This is a genomic window from Sphaerisporangium sp. NPDC005288, from assembly GCF_040607475.1.
GTDB lineage: Bacteria > Actinomycetota > Actinomycetes > Streptosporangiales > Streptosporangiaceae > Sphaerisporangium > Sphaerisporangium rhizosphaerae.
Window position 1 is genome coordinate 23,958 of record NZ_JBEXGT010000014.1, and the last position, 17,079, is coordinate 41,036.

Annotated in this window: 15 protein-coding genes; 5 read left to right on the forward strand and 10 right to left on the reverse strand. The window is 72.0% G+C overall.

Going from position 1 to position 17,079, the window contains the following annotated elements:
• Nucleotides 1-306: 306 nt before the first annotated feature.
• Nucleotides 307-1,032 carry a class I SAM-dependent methyltransferase gene (locus tag ABZU32_RS15420; protein ID WP_354922311.1) on the reverse strand — a complete coding sequence of 242 codons (726 nt, stop codon included), beginning with the start codon at nucleotides 1,030-1,032 and terminating at the stop codon, nucleotides 307-309.
• Nucleotides 1,033-1,260: 228 nt separating this feature from the next.
• Here ABZU32_RS15420 and ABZU32_RS15425 point away from each other — a divergent pair, with 228 nt between their 5' ends.
• Nucleotides 1,261-1,998: a class I SAM-dependent methyltransferase gene (locus tag ABZU32_RS15425; protein ID WP_354848058.1), complete on the forward strand. Its 738-nt coding sequence runs from the start codon at nucleotides 1,261-1,263 to the stop codon at nucleotides 1,996-1,998.
• A 20-nt stretch (nucleotides 1,999-2,018) separates the two neighbouring features.
• Here the strand turns inward: ABZU32_RS15425 and ABZU32_RS15430 are convergent, their stop codons facing one another.
• Complete coding sequence (locus ABZU32_RS15430) at nucleotides 2,019-2,990, reverse strand: helix-turn-helix transcriptional regulator (protein ID WP_354848061.1); 972 nt, start codon at nucleotides 2,988-2,990, stop codon at nucleotides 2,019-2,021.
• Between the two features lie 541 nt (nucleotides 2,991-3,531).
• Here ABZU32_RS15430 and ABZU32_RS15435 point away from each other — a divergent pair.
• The 3 genes from ABZU32_RS15435 to ABZU32_RS15445 are packed head-to-tail and all read left to right on the forward strand — an operon-like array spanning nucleotide 3,532 to nucleotide 5,960.
• Nucleotides 3,532-3,810, forward strand: coding sequence for a hypothetical protein (locus tag ABZU32_RS15435; protein WP_354848064.1), 279 nt, complete (start codon nucleotides 3,532-3,534; stop codon nucleotides 3,808-3,810).
• The gene (locus ABZU32_RS15440) at nucleotides 3,810-4,061 is read left to right on the forward strand and encodes a hypothetical protein (protein ID WP_354848067.1); all 252 of its coding nucleotides are present in this window, start codon (nucleotides 3,810-3,812) and stop codon (nucleotides 4,059-4,061) included. The genes ABZU32_RS15435 and ABZU32_RS15440 overlap by 1 nt, the downstream gene beginning before the upstream one ends.
• 24 nt (nucleotides 4,062-4,085) lie before the next feature.
• Nucleotides 4,086-5,960 carry a BTAD domain-containing putative transcriptional regulator gene (locus ABZU32_RS15445; protein WP_354922314.1) on the forward strand — a complete coding sequence of 625 codons (1,875 nt, stop codon included), beginning with the start codon at nucleotides 4,086-4,088 and terminating at the stop codon, nucleotides 5,958-5,960.
• A 99-nt stretch (nucleotides 5,961-6,059) separates the two neighbouring features.
• On the opposite strand, the gene ABZU32_RS15450 is transcribed toward ABZU32_RS15445, so the two are convergent.
• Nucleotides 6,060-6,281, reverse strand: a complete 222-nt coding sequence (locus tag ABZU32_RS15450) for an MbtH family protein (protein WP_354848073.1) — start codon at nucleotides 6,279-6,281, stop codon at nucleotides 6,060-6,062.
• A 10-nt stretch (nucleotides 6,282-6,291) separates the two neighbouring features.
• Entirely contained in the window at nucleotides 6,292-7,311 is a 1,020-nt protein-coding gene (gene sbnA, locus ABZU32_RS15455) for a 2,3-diaminopropionate biosynthesis protein SbnA (protein WP_354922317.1), read from the reverse strand.
• Nucleotides 7,312-7,435: 124 nt separating this feature from the next.
• Here sbnA and ABZU32_RS15460 point away from each other — a divergent pair, with 124 nt between their 5' ends.
• Entirely contained in the window at nucleotides 7,436-8,170 is a 735-nt protein-coding gene (locus tag ABZU32_RS15460) for an alpha/beta fold hydrolase (RefSeq protein ID WP_354922320.1), read from the forward strand.
• A 120-nt stretch (nucleotides 8,171-8,290) separates the two neighbouring features.
• Here the strand turns inward: ABZU32_RS15460 and ABZU32_RS15465 are convergent, their stop codons facing one another.
• From ABZU32_RS15465 to ABZU32_RS15490, 6 genes are all read right to left on the reverse strand, one after another.
• A complete protein-coding gene (locus ABZU32_RS15465) occupies nucleotides 8,291-8,824 on the reverse strand; it encodes a flavin reductase family protein (protein WP_354922323.1) in 534 nt (177 codons plus the stop codon).
• A gap of 4 nt (nucleotides 8,825-8,828) precedes the next feature.
• On the reverse strand, nucleotides 8,829-10,079 hold the full coding sequence (locus ABZU32_RS15470) for a cation:proton antiporter (RefSeq protein ID WP_354848086.1): 1,251 nt from the start codon (nucleotides 10,077-10,079) through the stop codon (nucleotides 8,829-8,831).
• 8 nt (nucleotides 10,080-10,087) lie between these two features.
• Complete coding sequence (locus tag ABZU32_RS15475; protein ID WP_354922326.1) at nucleotides 10,088-11,641, reverse strand: tryptophan halogenase family protein; 1,554 nt, start codon at nucleotides 11,639-11,641, stop codon at nucleotides 10,088-10,090.
• Nucleotides 11,642-11,692: 51 nt separating this feature from the next.
• Nucleotides 11,693-12,475: an ABC transporter permease gene (locus ABZU32_RS15480; protein ID WP_354922329.1), complete on the reverse strand. Its 783-nt coding sequence runs from the start codon at nucleotides 12,473-12,475 to the stop codon at nucleotides 11,693-11,695.
• Nucleotides 12,476-12,677: 202 nt separating this feature from the next.
• Nucleotides 12,678-13,652, reverse strand: a complete 975-nt coding sequence (locus ABZU32_RS15485; protein WP_354922332.1) for an ATP-binding cassette domain-containing protein — start codon at nucleotides 13,650-13,652, stop codon at nucleotides 12,678-12,680.
• Nucleotides 13,653-13,672: 20 nt separating this feature from the next.
• Nucleotides 13,673-16,921 (reverse strand): amino acid adenylation domain-containing protein, encoded by a 3,249-nt coding sequence (locus tag ABZU32_RS15490; protein WP_354922335.1) that lies wholly within the window; start codon nucleotides 16,919-16,921, stop codon nucleotides 13,673-13,675.
• Between the last annotated feature and the right edge of the window lie 158 nt (nucleotides 16,922-17,079).

The following is a 17,079-nucleotide window of genomic DNA, read 5'->3' on the forward strand; positions in this document are numbered from 1 at the left end:
CTCAGGGCCACCCGCGAGCGGCCTGGTTCGTGCGGATGGTTCCGGGTTTGCACTTGGCCGGTCGTTCTGCCGGGGTGGAGGGCCGAGTCGGGTGCGAGTGGGTGCTCACCGCGCTCAGGGCCACCCGCGAGCGGCCTGGTTCGTGCGGATGGTTCCGGGTTTGCACTTGGCCGGTCGTTCTGCCGGGGTGGGGGGCCGAGTCGGGTGCGGGTGGGTGCTCACCGCGCTCAGGACCGCCCGCGAACGGGGCCTGCTGCATGCGGGTGGTTCCCGGTTGGCGCCTGGGCGGCGGCTCTGCCGGGGGTGTCACGGGCGGGTGGCGGTGACCATGGCGGTGCGGGCGTGCGGGCCGCCGTACCAGAACCGCGGGCCGAGGTCGCGCACCTCGACGTCCAGGGCTCCGCGCTCGCTCAGCACGGCGACGTAGTCGCCGCCGTAACGGAAGTCCGCGAGCCGGAGCCTCCCGCCCGGCCTGAGCACGCGGAAGGCCTCGGCGACCGCCCGCGCCCGCCCGTCGGCGTCTGGGATGTTGTGCACGGCGAGACTGGAGACCACCAGGTCGAAGGTGGCGTCATCGAAGGGCAGGGCCCTCATGTCGCCGGTCACCAGCTCGACCCGGTCCGCGACCCCCTCGGCGCGGACGTTGGCCAGGGTGGCCTCCCGGCTGTTGCCCGACTGGTCCCTGGTCCACAGGTCGACGCCGGTGGCCCTGCCGGAGGGCACCCGGGCGGCGGCCTTGAGCAGCACCAGGCCGCGGCCGCAGCCGAGGTCCAGCACGTGCTCGTCTCCCGCGAGGCCGAGGGCGTCGAGTTCGGCGTCCCACACCTGGAACTTGCCGCGGAGGGTGGTGTGGGCGAAGAACCCCGCCCCGGCCACCAGGGTCAGCCCGCCGACCAGAAGGACCACCGCCAGGATGGTCCACCCGGCGGCGAAGCAGGCGGCGGCGACGCCGAGCTCCGCGACCCCTCCTATGGACAGTCCGGCCAGCACGGCGGGAGCGTCCACACCATAATTCGCACGCGACTCCGTCACGCTAAGTTCCTACCGATGATGAGGCGCCGTGTACAGAGCCGGGCCGAAAAGGGGCCGCGTCCAGGACCGCGAGGCCGCGGGGAAACCACGCACATAACGAAGTGAAATGCGGCTCGTATATTGTCCCAATCCGTAGATCCTCGTTGCGGGCCGCGGCGGGCCAAGGGCGTCCGCACGCGGGCCCGGCCGCGCACGGCAGGCGCGGAGGCGAATACAGGGAGGCACGGCGTGGACGGAAATAGCCGGGAACAGGTGGCGGGTCACCAGGAGAACGGCGAATTGAACCTCGGTTACGTCGTCGACCTCTATCGGAAATACGCCGACGACCTGCGGGCCGTGCGCGTCGAGCAGCACGCGCTGCGCGCCGCGAACCCGGGGGCCGCGACGAAACTGGACGACCTCGAGGCCGAGATCACCTACCTGATGGTGCGCGAGCACCGTCCCGAGGAGGTCGTCGAGATCGGCTCGCTGGACGGATGGTCGACCACCTGGCTGTTGCGCGCCCTGCGGGACAACGGCTCCGGGCACCTGTACACCTACGACCTGATCGACAACGCGCGCCGCAACGTGCCCGAGGACCTGTCCGCCGGCCGGTGGACGTTCGTGCGCGGCGACGCGCGCGAGATGCTCGCCGGCCACGACCACGAGATCGACTACCTGTTCGTGGACGCCGCGCACACCAGGAGCTTCGCGCGCTGGTACGTCAACGAGCTGTTCCCGACGGTCCCCGCCGGGGTGCCGGTGAGCGTGCACGACGTGTTCCACACCAGGCGGCCGTGGCCGTTCAGCGAGGGCCGCGTGGTGCTGTCGTGGCTGGCCGAGCGGGGCATCGGATACTTCACCGCCTCGCGCGCCGCCGCGCCGGAGGTCAACCGGGGGCTGGCGGAGCTGAAGGAGTCCCTGGAGCTGAGCGAGGCCGTGCACACCGGGCGCAACGACCCGATGCTGTGCTTCTACATGCGCTGACCGCGGGCGGCCGGCGCCGGTCAGACCCAACCGCGCCGGCTGGCCTCGGTGCCGGCCTGGAACCGGCTGACCGCGTTCAGGCGCTCGGTCAGGGCGTTCATCATGCGCTGGACGCTGCGCAGCGAGATGGCCAGGTTGCGCGCCGCCGACTCGTCGGTGTGGCCGTCGGCGAGCAACCGCAGGAGGCTGTGCTCCTGCGGGGTGAGCCCGTGCTCGTTGCGGGCGGGCGGCTCGGTGATCGGGGTGCCGCTGCTCCACACCTGCTCGAACAGGGCGTACAGGCCGGTGACGACGCCGCGGCTGCGCAGTTCGAGCGCGCCGCGGGTGGGGTCGACGGGATCCAGGGGGACCAGCGCGATTTCGCGGTCCACGATGACCAGCCGCATGGGCAGGTTCGGCACCGTGCGGCACTGCTCGCCGAGGGCGACCATGGAGCGGGCGTAGGAGAGGGTGACCGGGTCGTTGCGGATGCTGTCGAGATAGACGGTGCGGATCTTGACCCCGCGGCCGAGCGCGATCTGGTTGAGCGGCTTCTCCGACTCGATGGTGGAGGGGTTCTGCGCGCCCCCGGGGCTCAGGGATACGCATTCGACCACGGCGCTGTGCGACAGCTCCGCCAGCCGGTCGCGCACGGTGTCCAGCCCGTTGAGGCGGCGTCCCTCCTCCGACTGCTCCTGCTCGGCGTAGGCGGCCGCGATGGAGGCGATGGAGGCGCGAGCGCCTTCGAGTTGCTGCTGGCGGGTGCCGAGCTCGGCCTCGACGCGGGCGAGCAGCGCCGTCAGGCCGGCCTGGGGCCGCACCGCCCGCACCGTCCCGTCTTCGATGGTGGAGCGGACCAGGGCCAGGTCGATGAGGGTGTCGAGCGCCTCACGGACGTCGTCGGTCGTCAGGCCCAGATGGGCGGCGATATCGGCCACACCGAAATCGGGGCGGTCCAACATGGTGCGGTAGATGGCCTCATCGCGGGTGGACAGCCCCAGCGCGCTCAGCACCGTTACCTCCCTGCACAGTGAAAGCGGCGCCTCCTGCGCCTTTTCTTCGACCCACTGTCGCCCGGTGAGATGGGGGCTGATTCAAAATTAAATCGAATGACCTGGCTTGCTCAGGGTGACTGCCGTTGACGGCTGGTAGCACCGGAGATTGCCTTGACTATCGAAGTCATTCACCCTGCAAGTCTTCTTCCATCCCCCCGCTCGCCCGTAATATAGATCAAGTGACCTTTTCCTCGCAAGGTCGTCCGAAATGCCCAGGGGAATCTCGCGGACGGTTACTCTCCGAAGTCGCATGCGCGGATTTCGGGCCCCGCTGAGCCCCTGACCTGGGCCGTCCGGCGAACGCCCCATTTTCCGCGGCGGCCGGCGATGCCGCCGCCCGCGCGGCCGCCGCTGGCGGAAGGCCGCCAGGCGGCCTCGCGCCAACCCCTAGCCGATGACATCAGGGGGTCGGCAACGCATTGTGGGGTGAGCCGCCCGGGGAAAGCGGTCCGTACGGGGCGGATGTCGAAGCATTCAGGCGAAGGAGAGTGCGAGAATCATGGCCTACCTCACGAAGATCGTCCGCCGGCACCTGGCCACGCTGGCAATTGTCGCGACCGCTCTTGCGAGCGCCGCCATTATGTGGGTCGATCCCGGCATACCGTGGCAGCCTGACGGGGGTTTCGGCTGGGGCGACCCCCATGCCATGGGCGAGACCGTCGACTACGGCCCGCCCGACGGCACCGGTTTCGGCTGGGGGTTCGCCCTGCGGCCGGCCGACGGGCCGGCGGCCGGCGGCGCCGGGGCCGCGCCACCCGCCACGTCGGTGGGCCTCTGATGCGGATGTCCGCCCTGCGGGTCGCGCCCCTGGTCTCGTGCGACGCGGACGGCTGGCGGGAGCGGGTGCTGGTCAACGCCACGGCCGGGGACGGCCTCGAACACATCCAGGTGCGCGCCGGCCCCCAGGGCCTGGACATCTTCGCCTTTTACCGGGTGGCCACGGCGCAGGAGGCCGACGTCAGGCTCAGAAGACTGGTCGAGACCACGATCACGAACACACCTGAGCTCCAGTTCTGGAGAATCGTATAATTCCCGCACCTTGAAGGTGGTCTCGTGAGTGAGTCGTCGGAAACCGCTCCTTCATCGCTGGGGTTCCGCTATCTGGGTCCGCTGGAGGTACAGGCCGGAGGCCGCCGCCTGCGGATCGGCAGCCCTCGCCAGCGCGTCGTGCTGGCCATGCTCCTCCTGTCCTGCGACTGTGTGGTCTCCGTGGACAGCCTCGTCGACGCCGTCTGGGGCGGTTCGCCGCCCGCGACGGGCCGCACCCAGGTCGCCATCTGCATCGCCGCCCTGCGCAAGCTGTTCGCCGCCGCCGGCTACCACGACGTCATCGCCACCGTCTCCCCCGGCTACAAGCTGGTGTCGGAGGGCTGCCGCATCGACGGCGAGCAGTTCGTCGGCCTGGTGGAGGAGGGGCAGGCGGCCCTGCAGCAGGGACGCACGACCGAGGCCAGCGCCAAGCTGGACGAGGCGCTGAAACTGTGGTGGGGCCCCGCGCTCGCGGGCGTCCCGAGCTCCGTCGTCGAGGGCAAGGCGATCAGGCTGGAGGAGACCCGCCTGGCCGTCTACGAGGAGTCGCTGGCGCTCAAACTGGAACTGCGGCAGCACACCGACCTGGTGCCCGACCTCGCCGCCCTCGTCAGGGAACACCCGCTCAGGGAACGCGCGCGGGCGCTGCTCATGCTGGCGCAGTACCGCGGCGGGCGGCGCAGCGAGGCGCTGGAGATCTTCAACGAGGGCCGCAGGCGCCTGGTCGAGGACCTCGGCCTCGAACCGGGGCCGATCCTGCGCGACATGCAGGCGGCCATCTTCCGGGACGATCCCAAGCTCGCGTCGGTGCGCGCGCCGGTCCCGTCGGTGTGGACCAGGGTCGTGCCCGCGCAGCTCCCGCCGAGCGCGCCGCTGTTCACCGGCCGGCAGGCCGACCTGGCCGCGCTGGACGGGCTGCTCGACCAGCGCGCCCGGAGCGGCCCGGTGCCGGTGGGCGTGCTCACCGGCCGGGTCGGGGTGGGCAAGACGGCGCTGGCCGTGCACTGGGCGCACGGCGCCGCCGAGCACTTCCCCGACGGGCAACTGTTCGCCGACCTGCGCGGTTGGGATCCCGACCAGCCGGCCTCCGAGGCCGCGGCCGTGCTCAGCGGGTTCCTGCACGCCCTCGGCGTGCCGCTCGCCGAGATCCCGGCGCGACTGGAGGAGCAGACGTCGCTCTACAACAGCCTAGTGGACGGCCGCAAGGTGCTCGTCGTCATCGACAACGTGCGCAACGCCGCGCAGGCCCGGCCGCTGCTGCCGGGCAGCGGCACCTGCTGCGTGCTGCTGACCGGCCGCGCCCTGCCGGACGCGCACGGCAGCGTCCGGCTGCACCTGCGGCCGTTCAGGACCGCCGAGTCCTCCGCGCTGCTGCGCGGCATCATCGGCGAGGAGCGGGCCCGCGAGGACCCCGACTCGCTGGAACGGCTCGGCGAACTCTGCGACGGGATGCCGCTCGCGCTGTGGAGCGCGGCCCTGCGGCTCGCGGCGAGGAGCCACTGGACGCTGAAGGACCTGCTGCTGCGCCTGGAGGACCCCGAGCGGCGGCTGAGCGAGATCAGCCACGGCATCTGGGACGTCCGGGCGCGCATCGGCGCGAGCTACCGCGATCTGTCGCCGCGGGCCGCGCTCGCGCTGCGCCGGCTCGGGCTGCTCGGCATCCGCGACGTCACGCCGTGGATGGCGGCCACGCTGCTGGACTGCGGTCCGGCCGAGGCCGAGGACCTGATGGAGAACCTGCACGAGACCGGGTTCCTGGAGGTCGCCGCGCGCGACCAGGACGGCCGCCGCCGCTACCGTCTGCCGAGCCTGTTCGCGCAGTACGCCCGGGAGAAGAGCAGGGCCGACGCCCCCGGCGACACCGCGGGCAGCATGGCCGCCCGCGCCCAGTACGCCTGACCGGCGGCACGCGCACCTGACCGGCGTGCGGCCGATCCCATCGAGACCTCATCTGCGAAGGGCCGGGCGCGGTCGTCGCGCCCGGCCCCGCACTCCCTGCTAGGCGTTCGCCTCTTCCATGAGGCGGACCAGGCTGGCCGGGCGCATGTCGGTCCAGTTGGCCTCGATGTAGTCGAGGCACTCCTGCCGGCCGTTCTCGCCGAACACGTTGGTCCAGCCGGCGGGGACCTCGATGAAGGACGGCCACAGGGAGTGCTGGTTCTCGTCGTTCACCAGGACGAGGTAGGTGCCGTCGTTGTTCTCGAAGGGGTTGGTGGCCATGGTCGTCTCCTCAGGTGCTTGGTGTGGGCGGGGCCTGGACGTCGTGGGCGATCTCGCGGAGGTCCCAGCAGGGTGGCCCCCACTCCTCGCCCGCGTAGTGGTCGTGCAGCCAGGTCTCGGAGTAGATGGAGTCGAGGTAGCGTTCCCCGAGGTCGGGGGCTATGGTCAGCGCGGTGGTCTCCGCGTCGTACCCGCCCGCGGACAGCCACCGCAGGGCGCCGCTGACGACCGTGCCCGTCGAGCCGCCGAACAGGAACCCGTTGCTGGCCATGCGGTGGCAGGCCTGGATCGTGTCGGCCTCGCTGACGTGCACGACGTCGTCCACGAACGACTCGTCGAGCAGGGGAGGGCGCAGGCTCGTGCCCACCCCCGGGATCATCCGCGGGGTCGCGGGACCGCCGAAGGTGACCGAGCCGATGGCGTCCACCGCGACGATGGTCACCCGCGGGGAGTGCTCGCGGAAGTACCGCGCGCACCCCATCAGGGTCCCGGTGGTCCCCGCGCCGACGAACAGCACGTCGAGGTCGGGGAAGGCCGAGGCGATGGCGGGCGCCGTCCGCCGGTAGTGGGCCGTCCAGTTGCTGGGATTGGCGTACTGGTTGAGCCAGACGTAGCGGTCGTCCTCCGCGCACAGGCTCTGGACGTAGTCGATGCGCGCGCCGAGGAGTCCGTTGACGGGGTCGGGCGTGGTGATCACGTGCACCCGCGTGCCGTACAGCTCCATCATGCTTCGCACGGCGGGGTTGCAGCGGGCATCGGTAACGCACACGAACCCGTAACCCCTGCTGGCCGCGATGATGCTCAGGGCCAGGCCGAGGTTACCCGAGGAGGACTCCACCAGCGTCGAGCCCGGCAGGAGCCGGCCGCTGCGCTCGGCGGCCATCACCATCTCGGCGGCCGCCTTCATCTTGATGGAACCGCCGAAATTGAACCCTTCGTACTTGAGATACAGGCGTTGCCCGAACGTGGGCCGCAGGTCGACGTAGACGTCCTCTGCGTTGTACTGGAGTGGATCGCTGATCACCGGCACGATAAAAGGCTATACGGCGGCGATTTCTTGTGGTTATCAAAGCCTTTTCACCGGGCGGCGGAATGCCGTGCCCCGCTGCTACCATTTCAATGGGAAAGAATGACCCGAGGAGGGCGCGACGACCATGACAAGTCAGCGGTGGATTTCCTGGCGTCACCAGAATCCGGCGGCCGGTGCCCGCCTTTACTGCCTGCCCTACGCCGGCGGCGGCACCCGGATGTTCGACTCCTGGGCGGGGGCGCTCGGGCCGGGCGTCGAGGTCTGCCCCATCCTGCTCCCGGGCCGGGAGGACCGCATCTCTGAGGACCCGGTGGCTCGGCTGGACGAGCTGGTCCCGATGCTCATCGACGGCCTCGCCCCCACGATGACCAAGCCTTTCGCGCTGTACGGCCACAGTATGGGCGGCCTGGTCGCCTACGAGCTGGCGCTGCGGCTGTGCGAGAAGGGGAACGACGTGCCGGTGCGCGTCTACCTGTCGGGGTGCGGGCCGGCGGCCATCCCCGAGGGGCGCCGCCACCATCTGCTGCCCGACGAGGAGTTCATCGAGGAACTGCGTAAGATGAACGGGACGCCGCCGGAGTTCTTCGAGGACCGCGACCTGGTCGACCTGCTTCTGCCCACAATTCGGGCCGATTTCCAGCTTTCTGAGACCTCCGCCGCGGCCGAGGATTCCGTGCTGCCGGTCCCGATCACCGCGTTCGCCGGGGCGCAGGACCCGAGCGCGCCGCCGGACGACGTGCGCCGGTGGAGCGCGCACAGCGGCGCCGGTTTCGATTTCCACGTCTTTCCCGGCGACCATTTCTTCGTGCACGACTGCCCGGAGATGCTGGCCGCCGTCCGGGAGGGCCTTTCCCGATGACGGGGACGCGGGCCCATTCCCGGTGACCACGACAACGGGGGCCTTTCCGGTGACCGCCGTCCGGGCGGGCGCAGGGGAGAAGGCCGAGACCCTCCGGCCTCGGCCTTCTCCACGGCCGGGTCACCGGCCGTCGGCCCACCTTCCGTACTGCCGCAGCCCGTACAGCAGCGGGACGGTCTCCGCCAGGTCGTCGATGCGAAAGGGCTCGCCGAACACGATGCGCTGGCGGCCGATCAGCACGCTGTCGCTGACCCTGCAGTCGGCCACGGCGTGCGCGTCGTCCAGCAGGTGCGGCCCGCACCCCGGACGGCTCTCCCATCGCACGCCGTCGAAACGGTCCGGCGCCCCGGAGGCGAACAGCTCCGCCGTGCGCCTGGCCCGGTCGTGCAGCAGGTTGACCGCGAAGACGCGGCTGTCCAGCAGCGCCTTGAGCGTCGGGCTCTCGGCGCGGATGCCGATGATGAGCGTCGGCGGGTCGGTGGTCGCGCTGCACAGCGCCGAGCAGGTCATCCCCCACGGCCGGCCGTCGAGGCCGGTCGCCGTGATGATGGCGACCCCGCTCGGGAAACCGGACATGAAGCTGCGGAACCGGTCGGGAGTGGTCTCGGCGGGATGGTCGAGGCCGTCTCGTACGGCCCTCGGCGCCATGGTCATGTGATCACCGCTCGGCTAGGTGGATGGAGGAGGGCACGCCCGCCCCGACGCCCGTCGAGCGCGCGTACCGGTCGGTGACCAGCAGCAGCGGGCCGCTGAGCCCCGTGGTGACCAGCGCCATGACCAGCAGCGCCAGGTACATCGCGGGGGACAGGATCCCGGCGGTGAACCCGGCCTGCAGGACCACGATCTCGGTCAGGCCCCGGGTGTTCATCAGCGTCGCCAGGCGCATGCTGGAGGTGCGCGACCGGCCGCCCGCCCTCGCGCCCGCGTAGGCGCCGCCGAGCTTGGCCACGATGGCCAGCGCGGTGGCGATCGCGGTGGCCTCCCAGGAGAAGATCCGGTCGGGGCCGGCCACCACGACGGTGCCGGTGACCACGAACGTGACCGGCAGCAGCGACCGGCCGAGACGGCCCAGCGTCTCGGCCGCCTCCGTCCACGGGCCGCGCTCGGCCGCGCCCGGCCTGCCGGGCAGGGCCAGTCCGATGATCACCGCGCCGTACACCTCGGTGAGCCCGAGCCGCTTGGTCGCCAGGGCCGCGCCGGTGGCGGCCGCCGCGATCAGCACCAGCAGCACGACGCGGTGGCGTTCCGCGAGTGCCGCGACCCGCGCGGTGGCCGCCAGGCGGCGCAGCAGCACGGCCACCGCGCCGCCGGCCAGGACCACCGGGATGGTGACGAACCCGCCGCCGCCCTGCGTGAGCCCGATCGTGATCCCGAGCAGCACCCCGATGACCGCGTCGATGCCCGAGGCGCTCATCAGGGCGAGCCGCCCGTCCTCGGTGTGCTGCAGGCCGCGGTCGCGCAGGATGCCGGCCAGGACCGGCACGGCGGTGACGGTCAGCGCGATCGCCAGCATCAGCACCAGCGCCGCCGTGGGCGCCCCGCCGCGTAACAGCGGGTCGCCGTCCTTGAGCACCCACACGGCGAACAGGGCGCCCGCGGCGAGCGGGACCAGGGTCGCGCCCGCCGACAGCCACGCCACCTGCCGCAGGGAGTGCCCGCCGAAGGACTCGCGCATGTGGTGGGCCGCCCCCACCAGGAACATGGCCAGGCCGAGCTGCCCGGCGAACCGCAGGACCTCGAAGGCGGCCGAGCCGGTGAGGTCCCGGCCGAGCAGGGTGGCCGCCACCATGCCGAGGGCCAGGCACAGGGCGATCTCGATCACGACCTCCGGCTGGCTGAGCCGCCGTGCGGCCCAGCCGCCGCAGATCACGATGAGCGCGATCGCGGGAAGCAGCAGCAACACGTACATCTGTTCTCCTAGCGGTGCATCTGGGCGAGGTACTCGTACTGGCTGGGCAGTCGTTTCACCAGGTCCAGCGACTCGTCCTTGAGCATCTGGAACTCCTTGTCGGCCGCCGTGCCGTCCATCAGCGCGAGCGCGGGCGTCGGCTTCATCGGGACGCCGCCCATGCCGAGGAGGATCGCCAGGTAGGAGTAGGACTCGAAACCGTGGTAGCGCGGGAAAATGGTGTCGGCCGCGGGCGGCTTGGAGCGCCACTGGTCGAAACGCTCCTGCAGCCCGTCCGGCGTCGTGCGGGTCTTCGCGTCGCGCCAGTACGCGTTGTCGTTGCGGGCCGCCGCCTTGTAGTGCAGGACGAGGAACTCGCGCACGCCGTCGATGGCGTCGGCCATGACGCGATTGTAGGAGTCGGTCAGCGCGGAATCCCAGCCCAGGGCGGGGAAATGCTTCACCAGCTGTTCGATGCCGTGCTGGATGAAGAAGATGCCGGTGGACTCCAGCGGTTCGACGAAGCCGCAGGACAACCCGATGGCCACGCAGTTGCCGACCCACGGGTTGCGGGTGCGGCCGACGCGCATGCGGATGTGGTTGGCCTCCATCTCCTCGGCCTGCGGGCCGACGAACTCGCGCAGGGTGCGCTCGGCCTCCTCTGGGGTGCTGTAGTCGCTGGCGTAGACGTAACCGGTGCCGATCCGGCCGAACAGCGGGATGGTCCAGATCCAGCCGGCGTCCTGGGCGGTCGCCGTGGTGCACGGCCGCAGGCCCTTCTCCTCCATGTCCACCGGCACCCGCAGCGCCACCGCGCTGTCGTTGGGCAGGGTGTCCTGGAAGGAGATGAACGGCTCCTCCATCGTCTTGTTGATCAGCAGGCCGCGGAAGCCGGTGCAGTCGACGAACAGGTCGCCGGTGACGTCGCCGTGCTCGGCCGTCCGCACGTGGCTGATCCAGCCGCGTTCGTCGCGTCCCACCTCGACGACGTCGTCCAGGATCTGGGTGACCCCGCGCTCCTTGGCGTAGCCGGACAGGTAGTTCGCGAGCAGGGAGGCGTCGAAGTGGTAGGCGTAGGGGAACTGCGTGCCCTGGTCGAGCAGGGTCGTGCGGGTGGTCTCCGCCGGCTCCCTGCCCTCGACGAAGTCCTGCTCGAAGAGCCGGCCGTCCAGATACCGCGGCGAGCGCTTGTTGTCGCAGATCGAGGCCATCAGGAACACGTCCCGGTCGAACCGCTCGCTGGGCTTCTTGTGCAGCCACCAGTCGGTCATCGGGAAGCCGTCGACGATCCTCAGCCGCTCGAAGGGGTGGTAGAAGTAGTGGCCCTTCTCACGCCAGTTCTCGAACCTGATGCCGAGCTTGTAGCTGGCGTTGCAGTGCGGCATCCAGTCCTGCTCGCGCAGGCCCAGGTACTCGAAGAAGTGCCGCACGGTGCTGAAGGTGGCCTCGCCCACGCCGATGGTGGAGATCCTCTTGGACTCGACCAGGGTGACCGAGACGCGGTCGCCGAACGCCGAGGCGAGGTAGGAGGCCGTCATCCAGCCCGCGGTTCCGCCACCGACGATGACAACGTTTTTGAGCATGACAAACCATCCGTTCGTGTCGCTTGGGTTGATCGAGTGATGCCGCGCCGGTCAGTGGTGGCCGCGGCGGGTGTACTGCGTGACCGAGATCGGGACGAAGACGACCAGGATCACGGCGATCCAGGCGAGGGCGCCGGCGATCGGGCCCGCGGCCGCGCGTCCGTCCAGCAGGCCCCGGGAGGCGTTCACGACGAGGGTCACCGGGTTGACGTCGGCGAAGACCCGCAGCCAGGCGGGCATGCCCTCGGTGGGGACCAGTGCGGAGCTGCCGAACTGGAAGGGCAGCACCCACAGGGAGGTGAGGGTCGAGACGGTGGTGATGCTGCGCACCGAGACGCCGATGCAGACGGCGATCCAGGACAGGGCGACGCCGAACCCGAGCAGCAGCGCCACGGCCGCGGCGGCTCCGGCGAGGCCGCCGCCGATGCGGAACCCGATGAGGGTCGAGCAGGCCAGGATCACCACGAGGCTGAGCAGCATGCGCAGGGCGTCCGCGGCGACCCTGCCGGACAGCAGGGCCGAGCGGGCGACGGGCAGGGTGCGGAACCGGTCGACGACGCCGGAGTTGAAGTCGACGGCCATGCCGACGCCGGTGTTGCGCGAGACGATCATGAGGTTGATGGCCATGATGCCCGGGACGAAGAACTGCGCGTAGTCGGCCGTCCCGCCGGCGATGGCCCCGCCGAAGACCGACACGAAGATGACCGAGATGAGCACGGGGGTCAGGGTCGCGTCGAGGATCAGACCCGGGTCGTTCCTGAACTGGGCGATGTTGCGCCGGGTCATCACCGAGGCGTGCCGGACGGCGTCCATCGCGGTCAGTGCCTGGCTCACGGGTCCTCCTGGGGCGGGCCGGTCGGGGTGGGGCTCACGGGTCCTCCTCGTCGGGTCACGGGTCCTTCTCGCCCGGCCGCGAATCCTCGTCGCCCGGTCGCGGGTCCTTGTCGCCGGGCCGCGGGTCGTTCTCGCCGGGCCGCGGGTCGTTCTCGCCGGCTCGCGGGTCGTTCTCGCCGGGTCCTGGGTCCTTGTCGCGGGGTCACTGGTCCTCCCGGTCGCGGGGCACGCTGGTCAGGGCGAGGAACGCCTCGTCGAGGCTGGGTGTGCGGGTCTCGAAGCCGGTGACGACGATGTCCGCGCCGGCCAGGGCCCGCAGCGCGGCCGTCAGGTGGTCGTCCCTGGTGAGCGGCATGCGCAGCACGCCGTCCTCGCCGTCGCCCGCCGGGGCCAGGCCGGCGGCGCGCAGCGCGGACCGCGCCGTCTCGAGGTCGGCCGTGGCGGCCGTGCGGACGTGCAGCATCTGGCCGCCGATGCGCGAACGCAGCTCCTTGGGGGTGCCGGCGGCGACCACCAGGCCGCGGTCGACGACCACCACGTCACCGGCGAGGGCCTCGGCCTCCTCCATGTGCTGGGTGGTCAGCAGCAGGGTCATGCCCTCGTCGGTCAGGCCGCGGATGAGGTCCCACAGCTCCTTGCGGCTGTGCGGGTCAAGGCCGGTCGATGGCTCGTCGAGGTAGAGGATGCCCGGCCGGCCGATGAGGCTCGCGGCCAGGTCCAGGCGGCGGCGCTGCCCGCCGGAGTACCCGCCGGCCGCGCGGCCCGCCATCGCGCCGAGCCCGAACAGCTCCAGCAGTTCCTCGGCGCGGGCCCTTGCGGCGCGGGGGCGCAGCCCCAGCAGCCGGGCGACGACGTAGAGGTTCTCGCGTCCGGAGACGCCCTGGTCGACGGTGGCGTACTGGCCGACGACCGCGATGGCCCGCCGGACCAGGTGCGGCTCGCGCACCACGTCGTGGCCGCCGACGGACGCCGTGCCGGAGTCGGGGCGCTCCAGCGTGGACAGGATGCGGACGATGGTGGTCTTGCCCGCGCCGTTCGGCCCGAGCAGGCCGAGGACCGTGCCAGGACGCACCTCCAGGTCGACGCCCTGGAGCGCGTGGACCTTGCCGAACCGCTTGGTCAGCCCCTGGACGCGGATGCCGCCGCCGTTCACCGCGCCGTTCACGGTGCCGTTCACGGGGCCGTTCACCGGGCCGTTCACCGGGGCGCCAGACGCACGGGGTCTCCCATGGCGACGACCACCTCGCGCGGCCCCTGGTAGGGCTCGCGGCTGTGCGCCATCCGGAGGTTGTCGACGATCATCAGATCCCCCTTCCGCCACGGTTCGCGCAGGGTGCACGTCTCGTAGACCTTGTTGATCAGATCCACCTCGGCGGCGCCGACCGGTTCGCCGTCGCCGTAGGAGGTGTTGAAGGGCAGGCGCTCGGGTCCGTACACCTCGAGGAGGTACTCGCGGACCTCCGGCGCCATGGTCCAGGCGTTGAGGAAGGCGATCTGGTTGAACCAGGACCGCCGTCCGGTGAGCGGGTGGGCCAGCACCGCGGCCCTGCGCTGGCGGGTGGACAGCGTGCCGTCCGGGCCCCACCGGTACTCGATGGCGTTGCCGGCGCAGTACCGCTCGACCTCGGCGCGGTCGCCGGTGCCGAAGGCCGCCTGCCAGGGCAGGCCGACGTCGTCGCCGTAGTGCCGGTGGAGCAGCCACCCCTCCCGCTCGAACCGCTCGGTCAGCGCGCCGCCCAGCCTGGCCAGCACCTCCTGGCCGTCGGCCAGCCCGGTGACCCCGCCCTTGGCGGGGGCGGTCAGGCAGCCGAAGAGCAGCAGCCGGGGCACGGTCAGGGAGTGGCTGAGCTCGTGGTGCATGCACATCGGCTGGTCGGGCGGCCACTCGGCGGAGGAGTACAGGCCGTGTCCGTGGTCGGCGCGAGGGGCGAACCCCTCCCGCTCGACGGCCGGCTCGGCGAGCAGCTCCTTCGCGTAGCCGCGCATGCCGTCGAGGTCGGTGAGGTCCAGGCCGCGCAGCAGCACGGCGCCGTGCTCGGCGACCGTCGCGTACAGCTCGTCGCGGTGGTCGCGGACCCAGTCCGGGCCCGCGCCTTGGGGGACGCCGAGGATCGGCGGCCTGTCCGGGTGGTGCACGGGGGTCGGCATCCGCCGGTCGCCTCCATCGATGTGGGCCGCGAAGGCCGCGAGCACGGGGTGGTCGGCGAGTTCGCGCACGGTCGTCGCCCTGCCGAGCCTGGCCAGGAACCTGATGGCCGACAGCGAGGTGCCGCCCAGCGCGAAGAAGTCGTCGGCGCGGCCGACGCGGCCGGCGGGCAGGGACAGGACCTGCTCCCACAGCGCGGCGACGCGCCGTTCGGCGGGGGTGCGCGGGGGCAGGTCGCCGGCCGGCCGGGGCGTCTCCCGGGCCAGGACGGCCAGGCTCTTCTTGTCGACCTTGCCGTTGCCGGTCAGCGGCAGCGCGTCCAGCCGGTGGAAGCGCTCGGGCACCATGTAGACCGGCAGGGCCGCGCCGAGCGAGGCCCGCAGGTCGTCCTCGGGGATGTCCGCGCCGGCCGAGTAGAACGCCGCCAGTTGCGGGCCGCCGCCGCTCTCGGCGACCAGGACGGCCCCGTCGCGCACGCCGGGCACGCGCAGCAGCCGTCCCTCCACCTCGCCCAGCTCGACGCGGTGGCCGCGGATCTTCACCTGGGCGTCCCTGCGGCCGAGGAAGGCCAGCTTGCCGTCCGGCCGCCACCGGCCGAAGTCGCCCGAGCGGTACAGCCGCAGGCCGGGCCGGTGCGGGTCGCCGGTGAAGGCGAGGCGCGTGCGCTCGGGGTCGCCGATGTACTCCCTGGCCACGCACCGCCCCGAGAAGACGATCTCACCGGGCGAGCCGAGCGGCACCGGCCACAGGTTCTCGTCCACGACGTAGACGCGGGCGCCGGGGATGGCCGCGCCGAGCGGCACCCCTTCGCCGTCGGGCGCGCGTTCCAGCAGTTCGTGGTTGGTGTCGTCGTGGGTCTCGGTGAGCCCGTAGGCGTTGAGCACCCCGACGCCGGGGAAGCGGGCGAACCAGCGGACCAGCAGCTCCTTCTTCACCGCCTCGCCGGTGACCGAGACGAAGCGCAGGTCGGGCAGGGCGCGCGGCTCGTCGTCGAGGTGGGCGAGCACGGCCTCCAGGTAGGAGGGGACGAGCTGGGCCACGGTGACGCGGCGCTCGGCGAGCGTGGCGGCGAAGCGCCGCACGTCCAGGATCACCTCCTGCTCGACGATGAGCGTGCGGGCGCCGGCCATGGGGGCGGCGAGCAGTTGCCACAGCGAGATGTCGAAGCACTGGGGCGCGGTCTGCGCGACCACGTCGCCCGGCGCGATGCGCAGGTCCTCGATCTTGGCGTACAGGTGGTTGAGCATGCCCGCGTGCTCGCACACCGCGCCCTTGGGCAGGCCGGTGGAGCCCGAGGTGAAGTAGATGTAGGCGGCCTGGCCGGCGGCGACGGGAATGCCCGGGTCGTCCTCGCGGGTGACGCCGGCGACGGCGTCCGCGTAGGTGACCACCTCGCCCGCGCCCTCCACCGGGCCGTGGCCCAGCACGAAGCGGCACGCGCTGCGTTCCAGCATGGTGGCGACGCGGTCGGCGGGGAAGCCCGGGTCGACGGGCAGGTAGACCCCGCCCGCCTTGAGGATCGCGATGACCGCGGCCATCCAGTCCAGGTCGCGCTCCGCCGCCACGGCGACGACGTCCTCGGCGGCCAGCCCGCGGGCGAGCAGCCCCCAGGCGAGGCGGTTGGCGCGGGCGTTCAGCTCGGCGTAGGTCAGCTCCACGCCGCCGCGGGCCGCGGCCACCTCGGCGGGGCGCTCGCGCGCCCGCTCCTCGAACAGCTCGTGGAAGCGCCGGTCGGGCAGCTCGCGGGGCGGGCCCGCCAGCACGTCGAGCTGGTGGCGCAGCTCCTGCTCCGCCAGCAGGCTCCGCTCCCCGTGGGGGGCGTCCAGGTCGCGGGCGGCGAGCTCCAGGGCCGTGCGGTAGTAGCCGGCGATCCTGCCCGCGTACTCCTCGTCCACCACGTCGGTGCGGTAGCGCAGCAGCAGCCGCCCACGGGGCAGGTCCACCTCGGCCCGCAGCACGACCTCGCCGAGACCGGCGTCCGGGTCGCCCCCGCCGAGGTCCAGGACCGTCTCGAACCACATGGCCTCGGGGCCGAGCTCCGCGCGCAGGGCCGCCACCGGGTAGCCGGCGTGCCGCCGCAGCTCCTCCTCGGCGCGCGAGGCCGCGGCGGTCAGCTCGCGCCACGTGCCGTCGCCGACGGTGATCCGGCAGGGGAGCGCCTCGGCCGCCCCGGGGGCGCGGTAACCGGTGGCCACCGTCGTCTCGCCGGACAGCGCCGCGAGCACCTTGGCGTGCGCGGCGAGCAGCGTCGCCGGCGACGGAGCCGGTGGCGCGGGGGAGCCGGGCGTCTCGGGGGACAAAGCGGACGGGGGGAACAGGGGAAAACCGCGCGAGGCCTCGCCTGCGTATCCATGCGACCAGCGGGGCAGCCGTGTGCCGCCTCCCGCTGCGAGTGTTTCGCGCCAGTATTCTTGGTTTCCCCTGTCGGGCACCGTGCCCACCTCCATATTTGTTCCTG

Bases quoted from the DNA above. Each gene is read 5' to 3' on its own strand.
- ABZU32_RS15460 (WP_354922320.1), top strand. From the start codon at position 7,436: ATGACAAGTCAGCGGTGGATTTCCTGGCGTCACCAGAATCCGGCGGCC.
- ABZU32_RS15450 (WP_354848073.1), bottom strand. From the start codon at position 6,281: ATGGCCACCAACCCCTTCGAGAACAACGACGGCACCTACCTCGTCCTG.
- ABZU32_RS15440 (WP_354848067.1), top strand. From the start codon at position 3,810: ATGCGGATGTCCGCCCTGCGGGTCGCGCCCCTGGTCTCGTGCGACGCG.
- ABZU32_RS15475 (WP_354922326.1), bottom strand. From the start codon at position 11,641: ATGCTCAAAAACGTTGTCATCGTCGGTGGCGGAACCGCGGGCTGGATG.
- ABZU32_RS15465 (WP_354922323.1), bottom strand. From the start codon at position 8,824: ATGACCATGGCGCCGAGGGCCGTACGAGACGGCCTCGACCATCCCGCC.
- ABZU32_RS15470 (WP_354848086.1), bottom strand. From the start codon at position 10,079: ATGTACGTGTTGCTGCTGCTTCCCGCGATCGCGCTCATCGTGATCTGC.
- ABZU32_RS15435 (WP_354848064.1), top strand. From the start codon at position 3,532: ATGGCCTACCTCACGAAGATCGTCCGCCGGCACCTGGCCACGCTGGCA.